Annotated in this window: 21 protein-coding genes and 1 pseudogene; 18 read left to right on the top strand and 4 right to left on the bottom strand. The window is 39.8% G+C overall.

Annotation, left to right across the window (positions count from 1 at the left end; all coding sequences use genetic code 11):
- Window positions 1–58: 58 nt before the first annotated feature.
- From HM131_RS13740 to HM131_RS13715, 6 genes are all read left to right on the top strand, one after another.
- On the top strand, window positions 59–436 hold the full coding sequence (locus HM131_RS13740; RefSeq protein ID WP_085030307.1) for a hypothetical protein: 378 nt from the start codon (window positions 59–61) through the stop codon (window positions 434–436).
- A gap of 169 nt (window positions 437–605) precedes the next feature.
- The gene (locus HM131_RS13735; protein ID WP_085030306.1) at window positions 606–911 is read left to right on the top strand and encodes a DUF5316 domain-containing protein; all 306 of its coding nucleotides are present in this window, start codon (window positions 606–608) and stop codon (window positions 909–911) included.
- Window positions 912–1,201: 290 nt separating this feature from the next.
- On the top strand, window positions 1,202–1,582 hold the full coding sequence (locus tag HM131_RS13730) for a VOC family protein (RefSeq protein ID WP_085030305.1): 381 nt from the start codon (window positions 1,202–1,204) through the stop codon (window positions 1,580–1,582).
- A gap of 719 nt (window positions 1,583–2,301) precedes the next feature.
- Window positions 2,302–2,760: a DinB family protein gene (locus tag HM131_RS13725; RefSeq protein WP_085030304.1), complete on the top strand. Its 459-nt coding sequence runs from the start codon at window positions 2,302–2,304 to the stop codon at window positions 2,758–2,760.
- A 211-nt stretch (window positions 2,761–2,971) separates the two neighbouring features.
- Window positions 2,972–3,565, top strand: a complete 594-nt coding sequence (locus HM131_RS13720; RefSeq protein ID WP_085030303.1) for an HNH endonuclease — start codon at window positions 2,972–2,974, stop codon at window positions 3,563–3,565.
- 149 nt (window positions 3,566–3,714) lie between these two features.
- On the top strand, window positions 3,715–4,473 hold the full coding sequence (locus tag HM131_RS13715; RefSeq protein WP_085030302.1) for an alpha/beta hydrolase: 759 nt from the start codon (window positions 3,715–3,717) through the stop codon (window positions 4,471–4,473).
- 185 nt (window positions 4,474–4,658) lie between these two features.
- Here the strand turns inward: HM131_RS13715 and HM131_RS13710 are convergent, their stop codons facing one another.
- Complete coding sequence (locus HM131_RS13710; RefSeq protein ID WP_085030301.1) at window positions 4,659–5,528, bottom strand: DMT family transporter; 870 nt, start codon at window positions 5,526–5,528, stop codon at window positions 4,659–4,661.
- 242 nt (window positions 5,529–5,770) lie between these two features.
- Here HM131_RS13710 and HM131_RS13705 point away from each other — a divergent pair.
- Window positions 5,771–6,358: pseudogene (locus HM131_RS13705) on the top strand (YdeI/OmpD-associated family protein).
- A 126-nt stretch (window positions 6,359–6,484) separates the two neighbouring features.
- On the opposite strand, the gene HM131_RS13700 reads toward HM131_RS13705, so the two are convergent.
- Window positions 6,485–7,735, bottom strand: a complete 1,251-nt coding sequence (locus HM131_RS13700) for a dicarboxylate/amino acid:cation symporter (RefSeq protein ID WP_085030300.1) — start codon at window positions 7,733–7,735, stop codon at window positions 6,485–6,487.
- A 457-nt stretch (window positions 7,736–8,192) separates the two neighbouring features.
- On the opposite strand from HM131_RS13700, the gene dacB reads away from it, so the two are divergent.
- The 4 genes from dacB (at window position 8,193) to HM131_RS13685 (ending at window position 10,924) form a co-directional block, all read left to right on the top strand.
- Window positions 8,193–9,686 carry a D-alanyl-D-alanine carboxypeptidase/D-alanyl-D-alanine endopeptidase gene (gene dacB / locus HM131_RS13695; RefSeq protein WP_085030299.1) on the top strand — a complete coding sequence of 498 codons (1,494 nt, stop codon included), beginning with the start codon at window positions 8,193–8,195 and terminating at the stop codon, window positions 9,684–9,686.
- 185 nt (window positions 9,687–9,871) lie between these two features.
- On the top strand, window positions 9,872–10,036 hold the full coding sequence (locus HM131_RS20940) for a hypothetical protein (RefSeq protein ID WP_198162632.1): 165 nt from the start codon (window positions 9,872–9,874) through the stop codon (window positions 10,034–10,036).
- 46 nt (window positions 10,037–10,082) lie between these two features.
- Window positions 10,083–10,307 (top strand): DUF3953 domain-containing protein, encoded by a 225-nt coding sequence (locus HM131_RS13690; protein WP_198162631.1) that lies wholly within the window; start codon window positions 10,083–10,085, stop codon window positions 10,305–10,307.
- A gap of 134 nt (window positions 10,308–10,441) precedes the next feature.
- Complete coding sequence (locus HM131_RS13685) at window positions 10,442–10,924, top strand: GyrI-like domain-containing protein (RefSeq protein ID WP_085030297.1); 483 nt, start codon at window positions 10,442–10,444, stop codon at window positions 10,922–10,924.
- An 84-nt stretch (window positions 10,925–11,008) separates the two neighbouring features.
- Here the strand turns inward: HM131_RS13685 and HM131_RS13680 are convergent, their stop codons facing one another.
- Together HM131_RS13680 and HM131_RS13675 are read right to left on the bottom strand one after the other, a co-directional pair.
- Window positions 11,009–11,716 carry a nitroreductase family protein gene (locus HM131_RS13680; protein ID WP_085030296.1) on the bottom strand — a complete coding sequence of 236 codons (708 nt, stop codon included), beginning with the start codon at window positions 11,714–11,716 and terminating at the stop codon, window positions 11,009–11,011.
- Window positions 11,717–11,832: 116 nt separating this feature from the next.
- Window positions 11,833–12,243 carry an RrF2 family transcriptional regulator gene (locus HM131_RS13675; RefSeq protein WP_085030295.1) on the bottom strand — a complete coding sequence of 137 codons (411 nt, stop codon included), beginning with the start codon at window positions 12,241–12,243 and terminating at the stop codon, window positions 11,833–11,835.
- A gap of 303 nt (window positions 12,244–12,546) precedes the next feature.
- On the opposite strand from HM131_RS13675, the gene HM131_RS13670 reads away from it, so the two are divergent.
- The 7 genes from HM131_RS13670 to HM131_RS13640 all read left to right on the top strand — a co-directional run bounded on the left by HM131_RS13670 (window position 12,547) and on the right by HM131_RS13640 (window position 22,899).
- On the top strand, window positions 12,547–13,833 hold the full coding sequence (locus tag HM131_RS13670; RefSeq protein ID WP_085030294.1) for an ABC transporter substrate-binding protein: 1,287 nt from the start codon (window positions 12,547–12,549) through the stop codon (window positions 13,831–13,833).
- A gap of 60 nt (window positions 13,834–13,893) precedes the next feature.
- A complete protein-coding gene (locus tag HM131_RS13665; protein WP_085030293.1) occupies window positions 13,894–14,847 on the top strand; it encodes a carbohydrate ABC transporter permease in 954 nt (317 codons plus the stop codon).
- Window positions 14,844–15,683, top strand: coding sequence for a carbohydrate ABC transporter permease (locus tag HM131_RS13660; protein WP_085030292.1), 840 nt, complete (start codon window positions 14,844–14,846; stop codon window positions 15,681–15,683). The genes HM131_RS13665 and HM131_RS13660 overlap by 4 nt, the downstream gene beginning before the upstream one ends.
- A gap of 72 nt (window positions 15,684–15,755) precedes the next feature.
- A complete protein-coding gene (locus HM131_RS13655; protein WP_085030291.1) occupies window positions 15,756–16,763 on the top strand; it encodes a LacI family DNA-binding transcriptional regulator in 1,008 nt (335 codons plus the stop codon).
- A gap of 42 nt (window positions 16,764–16,805) precedes the next feature.
- A complete protein-coding gene (locus HM131_RS13650; RefSeq protein WP_085030290.1) occupies window positions 16,806–18,152 on the top strand; it encodes a GH1 family beta-glucosidase in 1,347 nt (448 codons plus the stop codon).
- Between the two features lie 64 nt (window positions 18,153–18,216).
- Window positions 18,217–21,180: a carbohydrate binding domain-containing protein gene (locus HM131_RS13645; RefSeq protein ID WP_232324786.1), complete on the top strand. Its 2,964-nt coding sequence runs from the start codon at window positions 18,217–18,219 to the stop codon at window positions 21,178–21,180.
- 192 nt (window positions 21,181–21,372) lie between these two features.
- Entirely contained in the window at window positions 21,373–22,899 is a 1,527-nt protein-coding gene (locus HM131_RS13640) for a BCCT family transporter (protein WP_085030288.1), read from the top strand.

The following is a 22,899-nucleotide window of genomic DNA, read 5'->3' as shown; positions in this document are numbered from 1 at the left end:
CAATCGAGGGCAATAACGCAACAGAACTTGAATAAAATGAAGCAGAAGGAGGAGGCTTTTGAATAGAAAGACAATGTCACTGATACTAATTTTTATTATAGGTGGTTTACTATTTACTTTTTCTATTGAACTGCCTGTATTAGGTTTTAAGAAGTTAGAGTCTTTAGAGGGACCTACAACTCATCAAGTAATTAATTACAATTGGTATGGGAAAGTAATAAGTGAGCAACCTTTTAAAGGTGAGGCTAAAGAAGCGCTTAACCTATTTCAAAAGCAAGATAGAATCCAAAAAATTCAAGTGGCCATAGTTGTCTTTGCACTTATGACTTTAACTACATGGTGGAGCAAAGAGAAAAAAAGCTATATATATAGTAGTGCCTTTATCTTTATTATGCTAACCATTATTGATATTTTTCTTGTACATAAGTTTAATTAGAAAACTACTTCATACATGAACGGAAACTTTGTATATGTCGATATTGAGTCTTCAAGCATCAGAGCGGTTATCTAATTTACAGGTAGTCGTCTTTTTATTTGGTTATATTTAAGATCTATCTTGGAAACTTAATTTAATTCCACTCGTACATAAAGTAGGAGGATCTATAATGAAAGTAAAATGTTTAGGGATAGGACTGTTAGGTACACTTTCCTCAGTAGCTTACGGGCTTTATTCAAATGAATGGGGATTACCTTTAAAAATTATTGGCATTAGTGCAGTCGTACCCTTATTACTAACTGGGGTTTTAACTGGTGCTTTTGTAGACGGAGATAGGAATAGAGCAAATTACCATTCAGAAGTTAAAGAGGATAGAGACAACAAAAGCAGGTGGTTAATTGGGCTGTTGCTGGTTAGTGGTCCCAATGCAATTTTTATGATCGTATTAATTATTATAGGATTAACGAGGATTTAGCATGATAGATTTTGGTGTAAAAGAAAAGTAAGGTAGGTTTAAAGATGATTAAAAATATCTTGAATCTGAGTCTTTCGGAAGGGAACGATTCTCAAACAGAGGGATCGTTCCTTTTTTATGTGTTAGACAGTTATAAGCAATAATAAGTCTCAAGCGAATGCTTAAATAAAACATCAATATTTACATACTTAGGGAATGTGGAGAAGATTATTATGAAGCAGTTTAGAAAAGGAGGGATTCACTTCCTAGAAAGAGAATAACAGAAGATAACCTTTAGGGAGTGGAGAATTGTGTTTACTAAAATAGGTCAAATTATGTTATATGTTGATAACCAAGACGAAGCAGTGAATTTTTGGACAGAGAATTTAGGGTTTATTGTGACTTCAGAAGAAAATAACGGTGAAGGAATGAGGTGGATTGAGATTGCTCCAAAAAGAGGTGCTGAAACGACCATCGTTCTTCACAACAAAGAGTTCGTTGCTAAGATGTCTCCAGGTTTAAACCTTGATACCCCTTCTTTAATGTTCTACTCTGAGAATTTTGAGCAACTACATAGTGAATTGCTAAACAGAGAAATAACTGTGGGAGAAATTGTAAATATGCCATCGGGTAGAGTGTTTAATTTTGCGGACAATGAAGATAATTATTTTGCTGTAATGGAAAAAAATTAATATAGGACTGCGTTTCTCTAATATAACCTCTTCAAAAAGGATCACAAATAAAATAAGAATGAATATAAAGGGATTGGGTTAGGAGGCTATAAAGTTCATATTCACTTAACCTGTATGGTTGATTATCTTAATACCGAGTCTTCCACTTTAGGGGGTGAATGTTCAATAGAGTGCTCGTGGTCTGGACATAGCCCTAACTCTATTTCACCTCTATTAATAGGAGGGCAGCCACTTTTCTTTAACTCTTACTCTTTTTCATAAAGAACACTTGCCAATATCCCGTTAAGGTTACAGAAGTAAGGATCGGTATCTTAGCTGCGGGATCAAAATTAATATATAGATCCAAAGTCGAATATATTAAATAAACCATAACAGGCACATAAATAATCTTAAAAATCACTTTCCACTTCATTAGTCTCCCTGCTAATAGGTGTGTTACCTTAATGAAACCAATTTCAAACTGTTTTGCTTCCTCAGGCTGACTACCATTTAAAAATAATAAAGAGGGACGGAGTGATTAAACCAATCATTGTATCTCGATTTCGATTTTTACATATTTGAGGGCTGTTCTTTAGTCATTTGGGAAGAGCTTATTTAGTGCTGAAACGATAAGTGGTTACTGGCTTCATATGGAATTATAATGACAGCAGGTCCGATCTCGATGGTTGAGGACGATAAGTTGGAAAGCTAGAATAATAGGTAAGGAGGGAAATGATATTATGAACGAAGAACAGATTTTTAAACAGATCAACCTGGTGAGAAAAGCGACTCTGAAGGGATTGGACAGTGTCACAGAAGAGCAGGCGGATAAACAACCGGAAGGATTTAGAAATACGATCCGATGGAATCTTGGTCACATTTACGTGGTGCAAAACTCATTGATTGCTAAATTCGGTGGCAAACCGATCGAAACTCAGTCCCATTACCTTAAACTGTTCGCACCAGGAACAAAACCATCGGATTGGCAGGGCGAGGTCCCCTCACTTGACGAACTGAGGCAGGAGCTTAATGAGCAGCCGTTCAGACTGAAGAAAGTGCTCGCCGGACAGCTGGAGGATGAAGCGGCAGAAGCCTTTTTATCTCTACCGACGGTGGGAGAAATTCTTAATTTCACGTTGTACCATGAAGGGGTACATACCGGTACAATTAAAGCAATAAAAGCAAATACGGCAGAGTAAAGGGGGAAAGCTGACTAGACGTTATAGTCGGCTTTTTCTTTTGCTATAGGAAGTAAGAAAGACTATTACGTATTTGGCGAAGGATATGCGTCTCTTCCATAGCGGTAAACGTAGCATATCAAGCAAAAAAGATAGCATTACTTCAATGATTAGAAGGGATTTAATGTGTATTGTCGAATATAAAAGTAACTAGTATCACAAGGAGGTTGTTATGTCTGATTTTAAGCTAACTGTAGAGATTCGAAAGCCTTCTTATGCACAGAATAAAACGGTAAGGAATTCAATACCTCGTTCTTTGTGGAACTCTGTTCGGAACCATGTTCAAGAGAATAGTGATTTTACATGCCAAATATGCGGCTATCGTGTTGAAGAAAAACTACAAGCTCATGAAGTTTGGGAGTATGACGAGGAAAATTTTCTGTTAATCTTAAAAGATATACAGTCTTTGTGTAAGTCCTGTCACGATTTAAAGCACATCCACCACGTAACACGCAGAATAGAAGATAGTAACACGAGAGGTTTTGTAATGCAGAATCTAAAAAAACATTTTATGAGAGTCAATGAGTGTACGGAAAAAGATTTTAGAAAGCATTATCGAAATCAGTTAGCAAAGAGTAATACGAGTCCAATTAACAGATCTCTAGAAGACTTAATAGAAATAAGGAAACTACGAGAAAAAGAAGAGTTTCTAAAGGAACAGAATTGGCAATTTGTGTTAGCAAAAAATGTTCCATTTGCAAAAGAGATAGAATCAAAGCTAGATGAGAAAGGTCTACTTTATAAGGGACAAAATAATGGTACATAACCACTGCGGGTTCTATTTTTAATCTACCAATCTATGCGTAAAAAATAGTAAAAAAAGGCGACCAGAGTGTGAATGAATTTTCTATTTCATATAATGGGCATATATCTTTCGTTATGCGAAGTGGGTTTCTAAAGAGAAGAGGGGAGTACATGCTAGAAAACCTTCAAGTTCAAATGAAGTTTTGTAAAGGAAATAGAATAGTGAGGGTTTACCTCCCTCAAAGTTATAATCCAAGTGACAAAATACGTTATCCGGTTATATATATGCACGATGGTCAGAACGTTTTTAGGGATGCTGATGCCATTGGCGGTGTTTCATTATCGCTTGAAGATTACTTAGATAAAAATAAATTAAATGTTATTGTGGTTGGTATCGATCAAAATCCAGAAGAGAGAATTAATGAATACTGTCCGTGGATAAATGGGAAGTACAGCGAGCAGGTTCTAGGGTATAAATGCAGCCTAGGGGGTAAAGGAGATCACTATATCGATTTTATAGCTAAAGAACTTAAGCCTTTAATGGATAGGAAGTACAAAACTATAAAAGAAAATACATCAATGGCTGGGATATCATTAGGAGGGCTGATTTCTATTTATGCAGCATGTAAATATCCGCATATTTTCAGAAGGGTAGTGGCTTTCTCATCTGCTTTTTGGCGTAACCAAGAACAAATAGTGGAGTTTATCAGAGAATGCGACCTTTCACTTCTTCAAAGTATATACTTAGACTGGGGAGACAAAGAAGCAGAAGATGAAGAGGTAAGAAGAAAATTTATAGTTTCGAATGAAGAAGTTGCTCGCTTATTAAGAGAAAAGTCACTTAACGTTAACTCTTCGGTAATCGTTGACGGTGAACATAATTATACTTCCTTTAGAAGCAGGGTTCCTAAAATATTTTCTTGTATTTAATCTAAGCCTTTTGTGAAAAAAGTATTGACCATTCAAGACTCAAGGAATTACTGCATTAATCATGAAATAGATCATAAAAATATCTAATTAAAGAACATGAGGAGACCCTCATGTTCTATTATCTTATATAGGTTGTACAGATATAATAACTCCATGATTCGATACTCTATAACGACCATCATTAGCTATTCGGACTGCTTGACACTTAAGATGGTGATGGTGACTAATATAAGGACCATTCCAATAAGTTGGATGAAAGTCAAACGGTCATTAAGCAGCAACACACCAAATAAGGAAGCTGTAACTGGCTCTACCATTGCGATCATGGAGGCCGTCGAGGGAGCCGTCCATTGAATTCCAATGACATACAGGACAAAAGATATTCCTGCTCCAACAAGTCCTAGCAGAATAAACCACCCGATATCACCGGAAGTCAGAACAGAAACGGCTTCTTGAGAGTCCATGAACAGTGAAAGGATTAAGCAAAATACAAAAAAAGCGATGCTTAATGTAGATTGCGGCTTAGTGAGTTCGGAAGACTTTTTAAAACTAAAGATAAACAACGCATACGAAAGACCTGCCCCAAGTCCTGTAGCAATACCTAGCAGGGTGACAGAGGAGGATCCGGATTTATAAGCACCTGTAAGCAAAATTATTCCGATAAGCACTAAAATAATCGATCCCCATTTTGTCCAAGTTGAACGTTCTATCCTTAGTAAAAAAGAAATTAACAGTACAAACACTGGTGCGGTATACATTAAAGTGGCTGCAATGGCGATGCTTGATGCTTCAATACTTAGAAAATAAAAGGTGAAGTTTCCTGCAACACCAATTCCGGCAAGCGTGGACCATAAATAAACAGAGGAAGCTCTTGGCCAATTTTGCTTTGAGCGAAGAAGAAACCAGAAAAAAACACATAATAGTCCTACAGCTCCACGGTAAAAGGATATAACTATAGGATCCCATCCTTTGTCCATCAATATATTAGCTATCCCTCCGGTAATCCCCCAGAGAATTGCCGCAAGTATAACAAAAATTATTCCGCCATATTTCATAGTATCCTTCCTTCTGCGAGAGTTTTTTAAAAGGTTGATTCTTAGGGGTATTCCATTTGGGAAGAACATTTAAACGTAATCTTACCTTTTTATTTTCTCACTTAAGGCCTCTTTGGAAGCGTCAAAGGAGCTGGATAACTAACTTGAGAGGCTTTTAATCAACTTAGAAAAATGGAATATTATTAAAGGTGAATGTATATTCAAGTAAAGTTCAAAAGTTTTACAAAAGGAAGTGGTCCTTGATGTCAGGTAGTAGAAAGAACCCTAAGGTAGATGAATTCTTACGTAATGCTAAGCAATGGCAGAAAGAATTCAAGAAGTTAAGAAATATCGCCCTTGAGTGTGAACTGACTGAAGAATTGAAGTGGGGAAAGCCTTGTTATACATTTAAAGATAAAAACGTCGTTTTAATCCATGGCTTTAAAGATTATTGTGCTTTCCTTTTCCATAAAGGTACCTTGTTAAAGGATAGTCATGGCATTCTAATCCAGCAAACAGAGAATGTACAGGCTGCGCGCCAGATCCGGTTCAAGAATCTTTAGGAAATTGAAGAAATGGAATTTATTTTGAAAGACTATATTGATGAAGCCATTGAAGTTGAAAAAGCTGGCTTGGAAGTGAAATTTAATAAGAAACCAGAAATTCCCGAAGAACTTCAAAATAAATTCGATGAAATCTCTGGCTTAAAATCAGCTTTTGAATCACTGACGCCAGGTCGGCAAAGAGCCTACTGTCTTTATTTTTCTAAAGCCAAACAATCCAAAACTCGTGAGTCAAGGGTTGAAAAATATATACCGCAAATTCTCGATGGGAAGGGATTAAATGATTAAGAAGAAGGTAGGATGGGTGCAGAAGAAGCCATGAATGTTGTCGAAGTTGAAATCATATAAAAGCTCAGAGTTAAACAGAATGCTCTGAGCTTTATAGTATTGATCCAAAGACGTGTGCTTTTAAAGCTATACAGTTGTTGATGGGGCTTGTCTTGAAGATGAATCCGTTTCCTTATTGTCGACAACAGCCGATCCTACGATATCTCCAAGTACGTTGGAGGCTGTACCGGCCATGCCAATCAGAACGTCGACTCCCGCAATCAAAGCGACAATTTCAAGGGGGAGATTAAACATGGTAAGGACGGCTGCCAGTGTGACAAGTCCGGCCGCCGGGATTCCTGCTGTCCCGATCGATAGCAGCGTGCCAATTACAACAATCGTAATAAAGTCCATGACAGACAAATTTAATCCTGTTACATTAGCTGCGAATACGATAGACACACCCATTCGTAGTGCTCCTCCGTCTGAGTTAAAGACAGCGCCAATAGGAAGCGAGAAGTTGACAGTCCGTTCAGAAATCCCTGCTTTTTTAGCCGATTCTATAGCAACCGGCAGAGAAGCAATACTACTTGATGTGAAGAACGCAGTAAAGTAAGCGTCCTTTGTTTTTACAAAAAAATGTTTAATGTTCACGTGTGCGTATTTAAGGAATGACGTATAAACCAATAACCACAACAATAGAACACCCAGATAAAAGACTCCTGTGAATGCTAACAGGGATTTAAAGGTTTGCCATCCCTGGCTGCCAAAGGCGGACGCTCCTATGGCAAAGATTCCAATGGGCGCATATAAAAGAATGCCTTGTAATAAGAGGAAGAACAAGTCATTCGCTGAAGAAAACAGACGGTGCAGACGCTCCCCTGAAAGTTGAAGCTCTTCTTTACCTGAATAGCGCATTTTGGCCATTGTTAATCCGATGATGACGGCGAGAAATAATATGCCCATCAGCTCACCGGAAGTAAAGGCTTGGAACAAGTTGTCAGGAACAATGTTTAATAAGACATCAGAAAAGCTTGGAGTTTCTGGCTTTTCCACTTGAGCATCCGGTAGGCTGAGCCCTGCTCCGGGAGTAATCCATAAAGCAAGACCAACCCCGATTAATACAGCTGCAGCGGTTGTAAGTCCGTAGTAAATAAGCAGCTTTCCACCGAGTCTTCCTAAATGGTTAGGATTCATTTGATTAATAGCCAGGACCACTGTAAGGAATATGACAGGTACTGCTACTAGGTTTAATAAGTTAATCAAAATAGTGCCAAGTGGTTTAACGACTTCCATCTCAGGGCCAATGAGCATTCCTGATCCAATGCCGAGTAAAAAGCCAATTGTCATTTTTAATAGAAAAGAAGAATCTTTGTATAAATCCCAGATTTTTTTCATGATTTCACCTCTATATACACAATGTTACTAGTATACCAGTAAATGCGCCGTCCATTAAGAGATTTCATGCAGACGAAATTAGTTATATGCTCTGGATGGTTATGCGTAATTTCAAGGATGGAAAATTGAATCAATCTAAATTGCACACACACGTAAAGTCTGCAGCTGCTTCTAATTTCCCTGAGTAAATAATTCGTACAAAGAAGAATAGACATAAGTGTATGATTAAAGTCAGGCAGCTTCCTACCCGTGGAGGTTGTCTTTTTTGGCGAACTATCATCCTCTGTAACCCCATTGGCAAGATGAACTCTCAAAATCGTTTAAAGGAATGTTAAGTACCACAGACTACGACTATGGCCCTGTTTTATAATGAATACACCGGAAATAATTATAATTTTCTGTCTTTTCTGCTAATGTTAGTATTATCCATAATTTTCAAGGAGGAAGATACATAACTATGTTCTCGTTCAAAAGCAAGCAAATGGCTGTCCTGTTTTTTGTAGCAATTTTAATGCTCGCCCCTTATCAATCGTATGAAGACACAGAAGTGAACGCAGAGAATGATGCGCTTGGTGAAGAAATCAATGAGATTTTAGCGGATGAGAAGCTTGACGGTGCCCTGGCTGGAGTGAGTATCCGTTCAGCTGAGACCGGCGAAGTGATCTATGAACATGATGCTGATCTCCGATTAAAACCCGCCTCAAACATGAAGCTGCTGACGGGAGCTGCGGCACTTGAAACCCTTGGACCAGCATACACTTTTACGACGGAGGTACTAGCTGAAGGGGACATAAAAGGAAACAAACTTCACGGTGATTTATACTTAAAAGGAAAAGGCGATCCAACGTTGATGGAGAAGGATTTTGTCACCATGGCTCAATCCTTAAAAGAGGCAGGAATAAGAGAAGTTAAAGGCAATCTCGTTGCTGATGATACATGGTATGATGATATTCGATTATCAGAAGACATTTCATGGAACGATGAAACCAACTATACGGGGGCACAAATCTCAGCACTCACTGCTTCACCGAACGAAGATTATGATGCAGGTACTGTCATTGTTGCGGCTTACCCTTCAGATACAGCGGGAGAGCCTGCTGAAATAGAGGTAACGCCTGAAAATGATTATGTGGAAATCGTTAACGAAGCCAAAACGGTGGACTCAGATCAGTCCAAAGATATTTCTATTGAACGTAAACATGGGACAAATCAAATTGTGGTGGAAGGTGCCATTCCTGTAGATGCAAGCCGCTCAAGGTCCTGGGTGGCCGTCTCTGAACCGACTGGCCTGGCGCTAGATCTTTTCAGTCAATCATTAAAAGCAGAAGGGATCAAAGTCAAAGGGAAAGAGATTGTAAATGGAAAAACTCCTAAGTCCGCTGAATTGATTGTTTCGAAGGAGTCCATCCCTTTGGAAGAACTTTTTACCCCGTTTATGAAAATCAGTAATAACGGTCATGCTGAAGTGTTAATCAAAGAAATGGGGAAAGTGGTCCATGACGAAGGTAGCTGGGATAAAGGGATGGAGGTTGTAGAGGATTTCTTAAATGACAGCGGAGTAAATGCAGATACGATGCGTCTTCGTGACGGATCAGGTATGTCTCATGTCAATATGGTGCCTGCCAACGAGATTTCAAATCTTTTGTACCAAGTAAAAGAAAAAGAGTGGTTCCCAACTTATTTGAAGTCCCTTCCTGTAGCAGGCAATAGTGAACGTTTTATAGGTGGTACGCTTCGTTATCGTATGGGTGATACAGCAGCAGAAGATAATGTGCGTGCTAAAACGGGTTCGTTAACAGGTGTGACGTCGCTTTCTGGATATGTAACGTCTGCAGATGGTGAAGAGTTGATCTTCTCAGTCTTGTTAAACAATTATCTTGGCTCTGTGCAGGAAATTGAAGATGAAATTGCTGTAACTTTGGCTGAATATGAACTGAACAAAGAAGAGTAAGAAGAAGCGGGCTTTCTCAATTGGGAAAGTCCGTTTTTATAAGTAATGACTCAAAAAAAATCTTGAGTAGGCTCATAGGTTTTGAAATAATTGGTAAGACGCAAGTGGAATTCACTTCTCCTGGATGAAATTCTGTGATCGCTATGATCGAGGAGTTGCAAATGAAGGGAATGGGATGACGCCCTATGAATGAAAAATATTTCTGGTTCTGGATTGTCATTATTGGTCTTCTTTCATTTTTCACTGGTGAAATGGTTACATTCATGATGCTTCTCTTACTATTACTTACCTTAATGGAAATTAAGTCTGTTTTAAAAAGGTTTTATGAAGATTGGAAGCGAAAGAATTAACTTCTTACATACAATTATTGTTCTGTTAGAAGAAAGGGGATCGGTCTTGGCAAATATAATCCGAATCATTTTTGCTCTTGTAACATTTGCATTCGCCACTTATGTGTTTATAACAGAGAGCAGCCATTTAGCACCATTCATGTTAACTTCTTTAGGCTTTATGTTATTAGCTTCAGGATCTCATGAGCTTAAAAAAGGCAGGAATGCGAACGCTGTTGCTTCATTTGTTACTTCTGCCTTCGTACTTACCGTTGCCATTCTAACTATTTAATAAATAATTAAACCTAATTTACTGTAGAAGCAGGTAAAAATAAATATTATCTCTCTTTCTGAATTACTCGTATAACTACTTATTTAAAAAGTGAAAGGGCTTGAATAACTAACCTTATTGAAAGGATTTAAGAGATGACTCCAGAACTGATACAGCTGAAGACAAAGAAACTAATCGGCAAATCAATGCAAATGTCTTTAAACGATGATCATACCGTTGAGCTTTGGAGAAGCTTTATGCCTAAACTCAAAACAATCAAGGATCGAATTGACGATAATCTTTATAATATGAAAGTTTTCGAGGAGAAACTTGATCCTGCCCGTTTTACACCAGACACCCTTTTTCATAAGTGGGCAGCAGTGGAAGTACGAGAATTTGATGAAAAACAAAATGAACTCGAGCCGATCATTCTCAACGGAGGTCTTTACGCTATGTTTTACCACCATGGACCTGCGAGTGAATTCCATAAGACCTTACAATCATTTTACGAAGAATGGCTGCCAGCATCCGATTATCTTATAGACGAAAGGGAGCATTTTGAACGTTTTACAAAAGAATACGATCCTTTGGATCCTAATGCAGTAGAGGAAGTATGGATTCCGGTTAAGAAAAAATAAGCACACCTTCCGACACGGATAGGTGTGCTTTCCTATTAGCTAGGAATTTTATATGCAAACATAGTTGGTCAGGCACTTACGCTTTTAGTAGCGATTCCACTGAAGAACGTCATCTAGCGGCAGACGAGTTTTTTCAAACCCTGCTTTTTTCCCTTTACCAAGAGAGATCAGCATCACTGGTTCGTAGTCCTCTGGAACATCGAAGGCTTTCACAAATTCAGATTCATCAAATCCACCCATTGGAACGGTATCGTATCCTTTCGCTTTAGCAGCGAGCATAAGCTGCATGGATACAAGACCGCCATCAATCATGGCAATGCGAGTTAATTTCTCCTCAGAAAAGTTCCCGTAATTCTCCAAAATGCTATTTACATACATTTCTTTAATATCTTCAGGCATGTTGCCTTTTTCAGCGATTTGGCTGTAGATTTGATCGGCATTGTTATACGCTTTTTTATCCCCTAAAACGGCAATAACAACAGAAGCTTCTGTAATTTGCTGCTGCCCATTGGCAATAGGGGAGAGACGTTCTTTCTCTGCTTGATCTTCAATGACAAGAAACCTCCATGGTTGCAAGTTAGAGGAAGATGGAGCGAGAATAGCTGTTTCTAACAGTTCACGGATTTCTCCTTCTTCGATTTTATAGTTCTGATCATACTGACGTACGGAACGGCGCTCTTTAGCCACAGTTAGAAAATCTGTGTTCTCAAGCACTTTAGGTGCTTCGCTGGTTGTATCTAGGTCCTTCACTTTATTTAGATATTCTTCTTTACTCATCGTTTTCTGAGTCATAACACTGGTCTCCTTCATTAACTGTATTTCATACAAGAACAGTATATTTCGCTAACTGTTCTTTTGTCAATTACAGTTACTTATAAAAAAAACGAAACCGTCTACGGCTTCGTTTATTACTTCATGAGATCAGCTATGGTTTTTTGTTCTAACCCTTCGAGAATCCAGGTTTCCATTTCTTCACGTAATTCACATAGGGCATCTCTAGTAGAAGGGTCAAAGCATACTTTACTTTCAACGCTTAAGAATTCTTTCGGAAACGTCTCAACCTTCATCGCTTTATAAACTTCTGAAAGTGTGATTTCACTCGGTGCTTTAACCAACGAATACCCACCATCACGGCCTTCTTTTGCCTGAATTAAACCCGCCTTAACGAGGTGGGTCAATATTTTTCTTAAAAATACCGATTTGGATTCAAGTTTTTCCGCTAATTTACCACTTGGGCACAGGCCTTCGTTACTGGCTAAAACAATCAATGCTTTTAGCGCCATGCCGAACCATCTTGTATTAGACACTTTTTCTGCCATCCGTTTCACCTCTTCGCTCTTCTCTATTTTGAGACATCTCATACATAAAGTCAAAGCTCTCTTAAAGAAAGAAGTCTTTTAATTGAAAGGCAAGTTTCAATGATAACGAAACCGGTTTACTTAATTTTTGCGAATTTCCTGTTTTTTCATCAAAAAAAGTATTGAAAACGGATTCAATTATCGATATAATCGACTCAACGCAAGAAATCAATTGATTTTTTTTAGACGTTTACGAAACCGGTTTCGTAAACAAGAAACAATTGGTACAGGGATCGAAAAAGTCTATTTGGAGGGGTTAAACAAATGAATTTTAGAAAAGGTTTGCTGGCTGTTCTTTTACTTAGTTTAAGTGCGTTTCTTTTTGCCTGTAGCGGAGGGGAAGATTCTGCATCTGGTGAAGGGCAGAAGGATAAAGAGATAACATTAGATTTTTGGGTATTTGGTGCAACCAACTATGAAGCATTAGCAAAAGAATATGAGAAAGAAAATCCAAACGTGAAAATCAATGTGAAGACGTCAGAACTTGGGGATCACCATAATAGTTTGTTCACAGCGATTTCTGCTGGAACAGGAGCTCCAGACTTAGCGATGATTGAAGTGGATCAATTAGACCGCTACCGTGAAGCGCAAGATCGATTCGTGAACTTATATGATTTAGGTGCAGAAGAAGTCCAAGATCAATACTTAGATTGGAAATGGAATGGTGCTGAGAATGGGGAAGGAGACTTCTTATTCGGTCTTCCGACAGATATCGGTCCAAAAGCCATGTATTATCACACGGATGTATTCGAAAATGCCAGCCTGCCGACAGATCCTGATAAAGTAAGTGAAGTTATTTCTACTCCTGATGAATTCAAGGATGCAGCCAAGAAAGTTCTTGATGAGACAGGCCAGCCCATGGTAGACAGTATGGAAATGGCGTTTCGTGCCCATATGGATGCACTTGAGGATAGTTATTTTAACCGGGACGGTGAACTATTAATTGGCAACGGTGAAAGCGGCGTTAAAGAAGCCTATGATTTCGCTGTTGATTTAGATTCAGAAGGTTACGTTGGTAATTTTGAAATGTGGACGCCTGAATGGGCAAACGCTTTGAATAAAGGCGGATTTGCAGTAGAAATGGCACCAGCCTGGTTGAAGGGGTACATGACTGAAAATGCTCCGGAAGGCAAAGGGAAATGGCGCGTGACCACATTACCAGAACAATTTGCAGGTAACTGGGGCGGTTCTTATGTAGCGATTCCTGCAGAAACGGAACATGAGAAAGCAGCTTATGAATTTTCGAAATGGCTTCTATCTCCAGAAAACCAACTAAAATCTTTTGTTGAAAGTGGACTATTCCCATCCGCACCATCTGTTTATGAAATGGAAGAGTTCAAGAATAATTCTGATGAGTATTTTGGTGGCCAAAATACAGCGAAATATTTTGCTGAAGCCGCTAAACAAATTCCTGAAGTTTACAAAGGACCAAAATACGTTACTGTGAACAATGAAATTTTGACAGCATTACGTAATGTGCAAGAAGGCGGAGATCCTGAGAAAGAGTGGGAGGCTGCCGTCAAGCGTATTGAAGATCTAATGAAGCGATAAAAGTCAATCGGGCTGGATGAAGCTTTCATCTAGCCCTGATTACATAAGGGGGGAGAAAGTTTGGAGAACGTACACAAGCAAGCAAGAGCATCTACGGTAAAAGCCAAAAAATTATCTGAGAAGAAGAAGGATATGATCTCAGGATATTTATATGTGGCTCCTTTCTTTATCGTTTTTGGTATCATTGGGCTTTATCCAGCCATTTTTAGTATTGTCCTTGCTTTTCAGAAGTGGAATGGTTTAGGTGAAATGGAATTTGTAGGGATGAACAACTTTGCTATCGTTCTACAGGATCCTTTGTTTTGGAAATCGTTATATAACACAGTCCTTATGGGATTAATGGGGACAGCTCCACAGTTAATTGTGGGGATTATTTTAGCCTACTTCTTAAATATGGCTGTCATACGTTTCACAAATTTTTTCAGAGTCACAATATTTATGCCTTACATTACCTCCATGGTAGCTGTTGCATTAGTTTTCGGAGTATTTTTCAGCAGCAATGAGAGTGCTCTTGCAAACTACGTGATTGGATGGTTTGGATTTGACCCTGTCAGTTGGAAGACCTCTGAATGGGGAGCAAAAATTGCGATCTCGCTCATGGTATTTTGGCGTTGGGTGGGGTATAACACCATCATCTATTTAGCTGGTCTTCAAAGTATTCCGAAAGATTTGTATGAAGCAGCAACAATTGATGGAGCGAACAAAGTCCAGCAATTCTTTCATATTACGATTCCATTATTGAAGCCATTTATTGTTCTGACCGTATTTATGTCCACAGTAGGAGCTTTACAGCTATTTGCCGAGCCAACTGTTTTCTTAGGGTCATCAGCATTCAGTCGTGATGAGGCAATGACTGTAGTCATGTACTTGTATCGAGATGCCTTTAACTTAGGTTCCTTTGGTACAGCATCAGCTACGGCAGTATTATTGTTAATCATCATTGTTGGAGCAGCTGCCCTGAACACGTGGCTGACTTCTGGAGCAGGCAGCAAGAAGAGAGGTGTCAAATCATGAAGCAGCAACACAAAAGCAAGTTGAATAAGAGTACAATACCGGTCTATGTTGTGCTGACGATTGCTTCTCTTTTATCCTTATTTCCGTTTTACTGGATGTTCGTTATGGCCACAAGACCGAGTGCTGCTTATAATTCAATTCCGCCTACGATCCTTCCAGGGGGAATGCTGGTCGAGAATTTCCAGAAAGTGTTGGATACCATTCCATTTTTCCAGGCGATGTGGAATACGATCCTCCTATGTACGACTGTCACAGTGGCTGTTCTCATAATCAGCTCACTGGCAGGCTACGCCTTTGCGAAATTTGAATTTCCAGGCAAAAACTTTTTGTTCATTTGTATTCTACTTACGATGGTAATTCCGCCACAATTGGGATTAATTCCTCAATATTATCTGATTTCTCAACTAGGGTGGCTGGATACACTGCTTGGAGCTGGAGTGCTTTTCTTGCTGAATCCACTGGGAATCTTCCTGATGCGGCAATATATCAGCCAGTCGGTTCCTGATGAATTGATGGAAGCTGCTAAACTGGATGGTTGCTCGAATTTCAGAATTTATTGGAGTATCGTCTTACCAATCATTAAACCTGCATTTGCTACGCTTGGTATTATCGTGTTCACTCTTGTATGGGGTGAATTCTTATGGCAGTTTACCGTACTTCGCGACCCATCGTCCTATACTTTACAAGTTGCACTTGCATCTCTAAACAATGCGTTTCGGGTTGATTTTGGAATGCTGCTTTCTGGAGTATTTTGGGCAACTGTTCCATTGATCGTTATCTTTCTTTTCTTCAATAAATGGTTTATTTCAAGTATCACAGAAGGATCGATCAAATAACCATGCTACTCCTTCTAATTGTTGGTACAATGTAGAAATAAGAACTTGGATATGTGTAAGGAGCTGTAACGGATGGACTTAACAATCAGAGATATCGCTAAAATGGCTGGAGTATCACCAGCCACTGTATCCAAAATTATCAACAATTATGGAGGAATCAGCGAAGCGACACGGGAAAAAGTTTATAAAATCATAGAGGACACAAAGTACCAGCCAACATTTTCTGCAAAATCATTAGCAACTAAGAAATCCAATTTAATCGGATTGATTTATGCCGGTAAAATTAATGTTGATTTTACCCACCCGTTCTTCAATGAAGTAGTCAACGCTTTTAAAAAGTCGGTAGGCGGTTTAGGTTATGACATCCTTTTGTTTTCAAATGAGAAATTTTACAAAGGAGAAAGCAAGTACTTGGAACGGTGTAAACATTTCCATGTAGACGGCTGCCTGATCATTGCAGGGGATGAGATTGAAGAAGAGGTTAAAGAAATTGCGAAAAGCGAGATTCCTTGTATGGGAATCGACTTGAAATTAGAGGGACCTCGTTCGAGTTACATCATGACAGATAATACAAAAATCGGTTTAAAAGTGGTGGAGCACCTCTACTTAAATCAAATTAGAAAAGTGGCTTATATTGGCGGGAAACCCGATTCCTTGATTGCGGGAATCAGGAATGAGGGATTCATGGAAGGCATGAAGCAATTCGGGTTACCGATTAATGATGCGTGGATCAAGTACGGGGACTTCTTTGAAGAAAGCGGCTATGGAGCTATGAAACAGATCTTAGAGACAGATGAATTGCCTCAAGCTGTGTTCGCTGCTTCTGACATGATGGCGTTAGGAGCGTTGAAGGCCATCAAGGAGAAAGGAATGGCTGTTCCAAAAGATATTCAACTGATCGGCTGTGATGATATTGAATCCTGCCGTTACAGTGATCCACCCTTAACAACCGTGAAGCAAGACAAACAAAAATTAGGGAAACTGGCTGCCTATATGCTTGATGATCTCATTCAGGAAAACCAGGGTATTTACCCAGTTAAAGTGGATCCTGAGCTAGTCATACGGTCATCTAGCGTATAGAGAAATAAGCCATTCCTTCATAAAGCGTTGGAGGTTTTACAGATGACAATTACTATACAATTTCCAGATACATTGAAATGGGGAGCAGCAACGGCTTCCTATCAAATCGAAGGTGCGGCTCACAAAGACGGACGAACGCCTTCGATTTGGGATACATTTGCTCATGCTCCGGGAAACGTTAAAAACGGAGACCATGGTGATGAAGCTTGCGATAGCTATCACCGTTATAAAGAAGACGTGCAGCATCTGAAAGATTTAGGTGTAGATTTATACAGGTTTTCGATTTCCTGGTCGAGGGTCATCCCTCAAGGAACTGGTGATCTTAATCCAAATGGGGTTGCTTACTACAGGAACTTAATTGACGAGCTTCTTGAAAACGGCATAGAGCCTATGATTACACTCTATCACTGGGACCTTCCGCAAGTTTTACAAGAAGACGGAGGCTGGGAAAACAGGTCGACAACAGATGCGTTCCATGACTATGCGGTCGCCATGTTCAATGAATTCGGAGATCGAGTGAAGAAATGGATTACGATTAATGAACCCTGGTGTGCTTCGTTTCTATCAAACTACTTAGGCATTCACGCTCCAGGAAAGACTGATTTGCAGGCCGGTGTAGATGTTGCACACCATTTGTTGCTCGCTCATGGAAAGGCAGTACAGTCCTTTAGAGAACTTGTTCCAGATGGTGAAATCGGCTACGCTCCGAATGTGGACTGGCTACAGCCCTACACTCCAACTGAAGCAGACAAAAAAGCGTGTGAACGTTCAATGATGTGGAAAAAGGAATGGTTCATGGATCCGGTATTCAAAGGATCTTATCCTGATGAGCTAGTTCAGCTTTTCGAAGAACATCAGGCATTTTTGAAAGTGGAAGAAGGCGATCTTGACGTCATTTCACAGCCGATCGATTTCATGGGTATCAACTATTATTCAGGTAGTCTAGGTCGCTACCAAGAGAATGACGGGTTGTTCCAAGTGGAAGAAGTTCCTTTGGATGAGCGTCGCACAGATATCGGTTGGCCAATCTATGCGGACGGTTTTTATCGAGTTCTGACCAACATTCACGAAACGTATGGGGAAGTCCCGATTTATATTACGGAGAACGGGGCCTGCTATAACCACGAAGTCGAAAATGGAACAGTCAACGACCAAGAGCGGATTGATTACTTAAAACAACATTTGACGTCCTTACAAAGAGCCATCCAAGCCGGTGTCCCAATCAAAGGCTATATTGTCTGGTCACTGCTTGATAATTTTGAATGGGCGGAAGGATATGAAAAGCGGTTTGGGATCATCCACGTCAATTTCAGAACCTTTGAACGCACGAGAAAAGACAGCTTTTACTGGTATAAGCAAACGGTTACGAACAATTGGTTTGAACGATAATTTTTTTTGCTGTTTAACGAAACCGGTTTCCTGAGTAGGTATAAAATTTAAAGGAGGAGCTTGTTTGAATAAAATTTTCTGTTGTTTCATGGCGGTGCTGATTGTCCTTGGAAGTTTTTCACCCGTTCAAGCTGAAAAATCTTCAGCAAAGAATGGAGAAGCAAAAGAGTATAAATACGAGAGCGAATGGTTAGATGGTTTGAAGGAACAAAAGACTCATCAGGCAGCGATGTCGTATCAAGAGTATGCGACCTTTCTTGGCAACTTGTTCGGGGTCGAGACTGCAGAGGTCATTCAAACCATTGAAGAAGTAATGGGTCAACAGGTAAATCTGAACAAGGTCATCAAGCAAGAGGAAGCAAAGGAAATTAGCGATCGCTTGCTTCCATCACAACTAGAAAATGAATTCAATCAGCATCAAGATTCCGACAAGCCAGTGAAACGTTTAGATGTTCTTTCTATGGCCGGTTCTTTTGTAAAAGGGTATTATGGCAAGAAAGGAAAATATGAAGGAGAAAAGATTAAGGGGAACGCTTGGATCAACCACTCTAATGTCACACTTTCAAAAAGTACAATAAACGGTGATCTGGTGATCACGAGTGGTAAGAATATTGTTTTAGAAGAAATTACTGTCACGGGAACCGTTTATATTGATCATTCGATTCAAAATAATGTCTTAACCATTGATTCTGACCTAAATGATGTGCGTGTCTTTGATGCGTCTAAGGAAAACTCAGATTGGTCGCTCGTTTGGGCTGATGAGTTTATATCCAATCAAATCGACCGCACCAAATGGGACTATGATATCGGAAACTGGATCATTGATGAAGATGGTGAACCTGTTGCTCCGGGCTGGGGAAATAATGAATTGGAGTACTATACCGACTCAAGTGAAAATTCCTTTACAGAGGACGGAAAACTTGTTATTCGAGCACAAAAAGAAGAAGAGCCTATAGAAGGCGAATATGGAACATATGATTATACTTCAGCAAAACTGAAGACGAAAGGACTTTTCAGTAAAAAATACGGAAAGTTCGAAGCAAAAATGAAATTGCCAGAAGGACAGGGGTATTGGCCTGCATTTTGGATGATGCCTGAAGATGATGTTTACGGCGCATGGCCTGTATCTGGTGAAATCGACATCATGGAAGCGGCAGGGGGTACTCCACATAAGATCGGTGGTACGATCCATTACGGAGAAGAATACCCGAACAACACGTATACGAGTGGAGACTATCACTTTCCAGATGGAGAGGATATTACTGGATATCATACCTATTCTGTAGAGTGGGAACCTGGTGAGATCCGCTGGTATGTTGATGGAAAGCTTTATCAGACATTGAATGACTGGTTCAGCAAAGGAACGAACCAAGCGGACAAGTATGCTTACCCAGCTCCATTTGATCAAGAATTCTATATGATTTTAAATCTAGCTGTTGGCGGATGGTATGGGGGTAACCCTGATGAAACAACCGAGTTTCCTGGAGAAATGGAAGTAGACTATGTAAGAGTCTATGAGTTGACAGGGAGAGATTATAAGGAGCCTGTTGAACCAGTAGTCGAAGATGAAGAATTACCAGAGGATGCTAAGCAGCCTCTGGAGGATGGAAATTTAATCTATGATCAGTCTTATCAAGAACCGATTACGATTGTAGATCAACCTGAAGATTCTCTTGATCCAACCTTTTGGAACTTCCTAAAATTGCCTCAATTTGAAGGGAAAGGGACGATAGAGGCTACAGAAGTTGACGGCGAGCGGTTCGCAAAAACAACCATTGAAAACCCTGGAAACGCTTTGTGGTCCTTGCAGCAAATTCAGAAGATCGCCATCTTGAAAGGTCACACGTACGAAGTAACCTTTGATGCGAAATCGAACACGAATCGGAATTTGATGACAAAGGTTTCAGGAGGAGCTGAAAGGGGTTATGCCAATTATTCTGGTGAGAAGACCTTCCAGCTTAGTGACGAGGTCCAATCCTACAATTACACGTTTACATTGAATCAGGATACGGACTTAGCAGCGAGACTTGAATTCAACATGGGAAGCAATGGACTAGCCCCTGTCTGGATAGGAAATGTCCGGGTAGAAGATGTAACGGATCAACAGGTAGAAGAAACTTCCAAATCGCCTCTAAGTGACGGAAACCGGATCTATAATGGCACGTTTGATCAAGGGGATATGACACGTTTGAACTATTGGGAATTACATTCCCAAGAAGGAGCTTCAGCAGAAGTAAGCGTATCACCAGAAACACGCGAAGCAGAAATTGAGCCTTTAAAAGAAGGTGAAGAAGCTGATGACATCCTTTTCAAACAAACCGGAATTCAACTGCAGGAAGGACAGGAATATGAACTGACTTTCCATGCACGTGCAGAGGATGATAGAACCGTCCAGGTAGATCTCGTCAGCCAAGATGGATCTGAAAATTTTTCTTCAGAAGTGATTGATTTAACTAAGGAAATGAAATCTCACACCGTTACGTTTCAAATGCCGGATAACACAACGGACTTAGAATCACAGCTGCTTTTCAAGCTCGGAGGTCAATCCGAAGTCGTATATTTGGATGATGTAAGACTTATACAAACATCCAACCAAGTGGAACTACAGCCATTGAAGAATGGGGATTTTGCCAACGGAATGGAAGCCTGGTCTCCATACATTCATTATGATGCACAGGCGAATGTGTCGGCCATTAATGAAATGTTAAAAGTAGATATTGAGAATGGTGGAAATGAAACGTGGAGTGTTCTTGTAGAACAGCCTGGGCTTGCGTTAAGCAAAAACATTACGTATACGCTATCCTTTAAAGCGAAATCTACTAATCCAAGAGACATTGAGGTAACAATGGAGAATGCTGCATATCACCGCTACCTTAGCGAGGTCGTCTCTCTGACGGATGAAATGCAGACGTACGAGTTTGAGTGGGATATGACTGAGGATGACACCACTTCGCTTAAGTTTTTGATGGGGAAATTTGCTGATAGTCATGAAATTTCGATCGATGATATATCACTTGAAGTAAAATAACTAAGAAAGAACACGACTCTATTTATGGGTCGTGTTTTCTTGTGTGTAGAAACGAACGGGAACGGCTTCATCCTTGAATCAAATATTTTTTTAGAATAATAAAAAGTGGTTTACCAGTTTTTAGTGGGTGGTAAGTACAATATTGCAATCAAATCAGCGAATGATTGTTACAACATTAGAAGAGGTGGATTTATGAAAAACGTCACTGCAGTGTTTTGGTACGCGGTTAGTCTTTGTTCCGTGTTTGTCATCTGGGGAGTTGTTGCTCCTTCACATTTAGAATCAGTTTCCAGTACAGTTACTTCATACATATCAGATAAATTTGGCTGGTACTATTTATTACTCGTTGCCTGTATATTTCTTTTTTGTGTGTACTTAATCTTTTCTCGCTTCGGGAAGTTGAGGTTAGGTAAAGAAGGGGAAAAGCCCGATTTTAACCTTCCGACTTGGTTTGCGATGCTGTTCAGTGCAGGGATGGGCATGGGAATGGTTTTTTGGACAACAGCGGAGCCTATTTCGCATGCATTCAAAAGTTCTCCAAGTGCAGAGCTCGGTTCAGATCAAGCGATCAAAGACTCCTTGCAGTATTCCTTTTTTCATTGGGGGATATCCGCCTGGGCGGTCTACGGAATTGTCGCGTTAGTTCTCGCCTATTTCAAATTTCATAAAGGTTATCCGGGATTGGTGAGTGCCACACTGGTTCCTTTGTTTGGAGAAAAGAGAATGAGTGGAATCTTTGGGAAGCTCGTTGATACGTTAGCCGTATTTGCAACAGTTGTAGGCGTAGCGGCAACCCTGGGGTTTGGGTCTGCTCAGATCAATGAAGGGCTGTCCTTTTTATTTAATACGCCGAGTAACTACGGATTTCAGCTGATTATTTTAACGGTAGCCACGGTTCTATTTATCGTTTCTGCTTATTCTGGGATTCATAAAGGGATTAAATATTTAAGCAACATCAATATGGGACTTGGCTTCTTTTTACTAATTCTTTTGTTTATCGTTGGACCAACGCTTCACATTTTAAATATGTTTACTGCGTCTCTTGGAAATTACTTGACCAATTTTATCGAAATGAGCTTTAGGATAGCTCCTTTAAATGAGGATAACAGGGGATGGATCAACAGCTGGACGATTTTTTACTGGGCCTGGTGGATATCCTGGTCTCCATTTGTCGGCATCTTTATCGCCCGTATTTCAAAAGGGCGTACGTTAAAAGAATTTATGCTCGGTGTACTGATCGTTCCGTCACTCGTTTGCTTTATCTTCTTTGCCGTTTTCGGTGTATCTGCGCTTGAGCTTGAACAAAATGGTGTAGCTGACATTTCAAAGTATGCACTTGAAACAGCAACCTTTGGAGTGTTGGAGCAATATCCCCTGGGAACGTTTATGTCCTTCATTACCATTTTTGTCATTGCTATCTTTTTCATAACTTCTGCTGATTCGGCAACCTTCGTTTTAGGGATGCTTAGTTCATCAGGGTCTTTAGAACCATCTAGTACTGTAAAAATTGTCTGGGGCGTAATGCTCTCCTCCATGGCGGCCATCATCGTTTATTTTGGCGGAACTCAAGGACTTCAGAATATCCTGATTATTTCTGCCTTGCCTTTTTCAATTGTGCTTATTCTAATGGGAGCATCGTTCTTTAAGGCTGCGAATCAGGAAGTTTCCAGAAGTCGAAAGTACGGAAGGGAAAAGGAAGTTAGGAAGAAAACTTCATAA

Source organism: Halobacillus mangrovi (genome assembly GCF_002097535.1).
Lineage (GTDB): Bacteria > Bacillota > Bacilli > Bacillales > Halobacillaceae > Halobacillus > Halobacillus mangrovi_A.
The sequence above is the reverse complement of the archived record's forward strand: the minus strand, read 5'-3'. Positions and strand labels throughout refer to the sequence as shown.

What these genes read in the sequence shown, in the direction of transcription:
- HM131_RS13735 (WP_085030306.1), top strand. Translation starts at nt 606, where the DNA reads ATGAAAGTAAAATGTTTAGGGATAGGACTGTTAGGTACACTTTCCTCA.
- HM131_RS13725 (WP_085030304.1), top strand. Translation starts at nt 2,302, where the DNA reads ATGAACGAAGAACAGATTTTTAAACAGATCAACCTGGTGAGAAAAGCG.
- HM131_RS13720 (WP_085030303.1), top strand. Translation starts at nt 2,972, where the DNA reads ATGTCTGATTTTAAGCTAACTGTAGAGATTCGAAAGCCTTCTTATGCA.
- HM131_RS13715 (WP_085030302.1), top strand. Translation starts at nt 3,715, where the DNA reads ATGCTAGAAAACCTTCAAGTTCAAATGAAGTTTTGTAAAGGAAATAGA.
- HM131_RS13710 (WP_085030301.1), bottom strand. Translation starts at nt 5,528, where the DNA reads ATGAAATATGGCGGAATAATTTTTGTTATACTTGCGGCAATTCTCTGG.
- HM131_RS13700 (WP_085030300.1), bottom strand. Translation starts at nt 7,735, where the DNA reads ATGAAAAAAATCTGGGATTTATACAAAGATTCTTCTTTTCTATTAAAA.
- dacB (WP_085030299.1), top strand. Translation starts at nt 8,193, where the DNA reads ATGTTCTCGTTCAAAAGCAAGCAAATGGCTGTCCTGTTTTTTGTAGCA.
- HM131_RS20940 (WP_198162632.1), top strand. Translation starts at nt 9,872, where the DNA reads ATGAATGAAAAATATTTCTGGTTCTGGATTGTCATTATTGGTCTTCTT.
- HM131_RS13685 (WP_085030297.1), top strand. Translation starts at nt 10,442, where the DNA reads ATGACTCCAGAACTGATACAGCTGAAGACAAAGAAACTAATCGGCAAA.
- HM131_RS13680 (WP_085030296.1), bottom strand. Translation starts at nt 11,716, where the DNA reads ATGACTCAGAAAACGATGAGTAAAGAAGAATATCTAAATAAAGTGAAG.
- HM131_RS13675 (WP_085030295.1), bottom strand. Translation starts at nt 12,243, where the DNA reads ATGGCAGAAAAAGTGTCTAATACAAGATGGTTCGGCATGGCGCTAAAA.
- HM131_RS13670 (WP_085030294.1), top strand. Translation starts at nt 12,547, where the DNA reads ATGAATTTTAGAAAAGGTTTGCTGGCTGTTCTTTTACTTAGTTTAAGT.
- HM131_RS13660 (WP_085030292.1), top strand. Translation starts at nt 14,844, where the DNA reads ATGAAGCAGCAACACAAAAGCAAGTTGAATAAGAGTACAATACCGGTC.
- HM131_RS13655 (WP_085030291.1), top strand. Translation starts at nt 15,756, where the DNA reads ATGGACTTAACAATCAGAGATATCGCTAAAATGGCTGGAGTATCACCA.
- HM131_RS13650 (WP_085030290.1), top strand. Translation starts at nt 16,806, where the DNA reads ATGACAATTACTATACAATTTCCAGATACATTGAAATGGGGAGCAGCA.
- HM131_RS13640 (WP_085030288.1), top strand. Translation starts at nt 21,373, where the DNA reads ATGAAAAACGTCACTGCAGTGTTTTGGTACGCGGTTAGTCTTTGTTCC.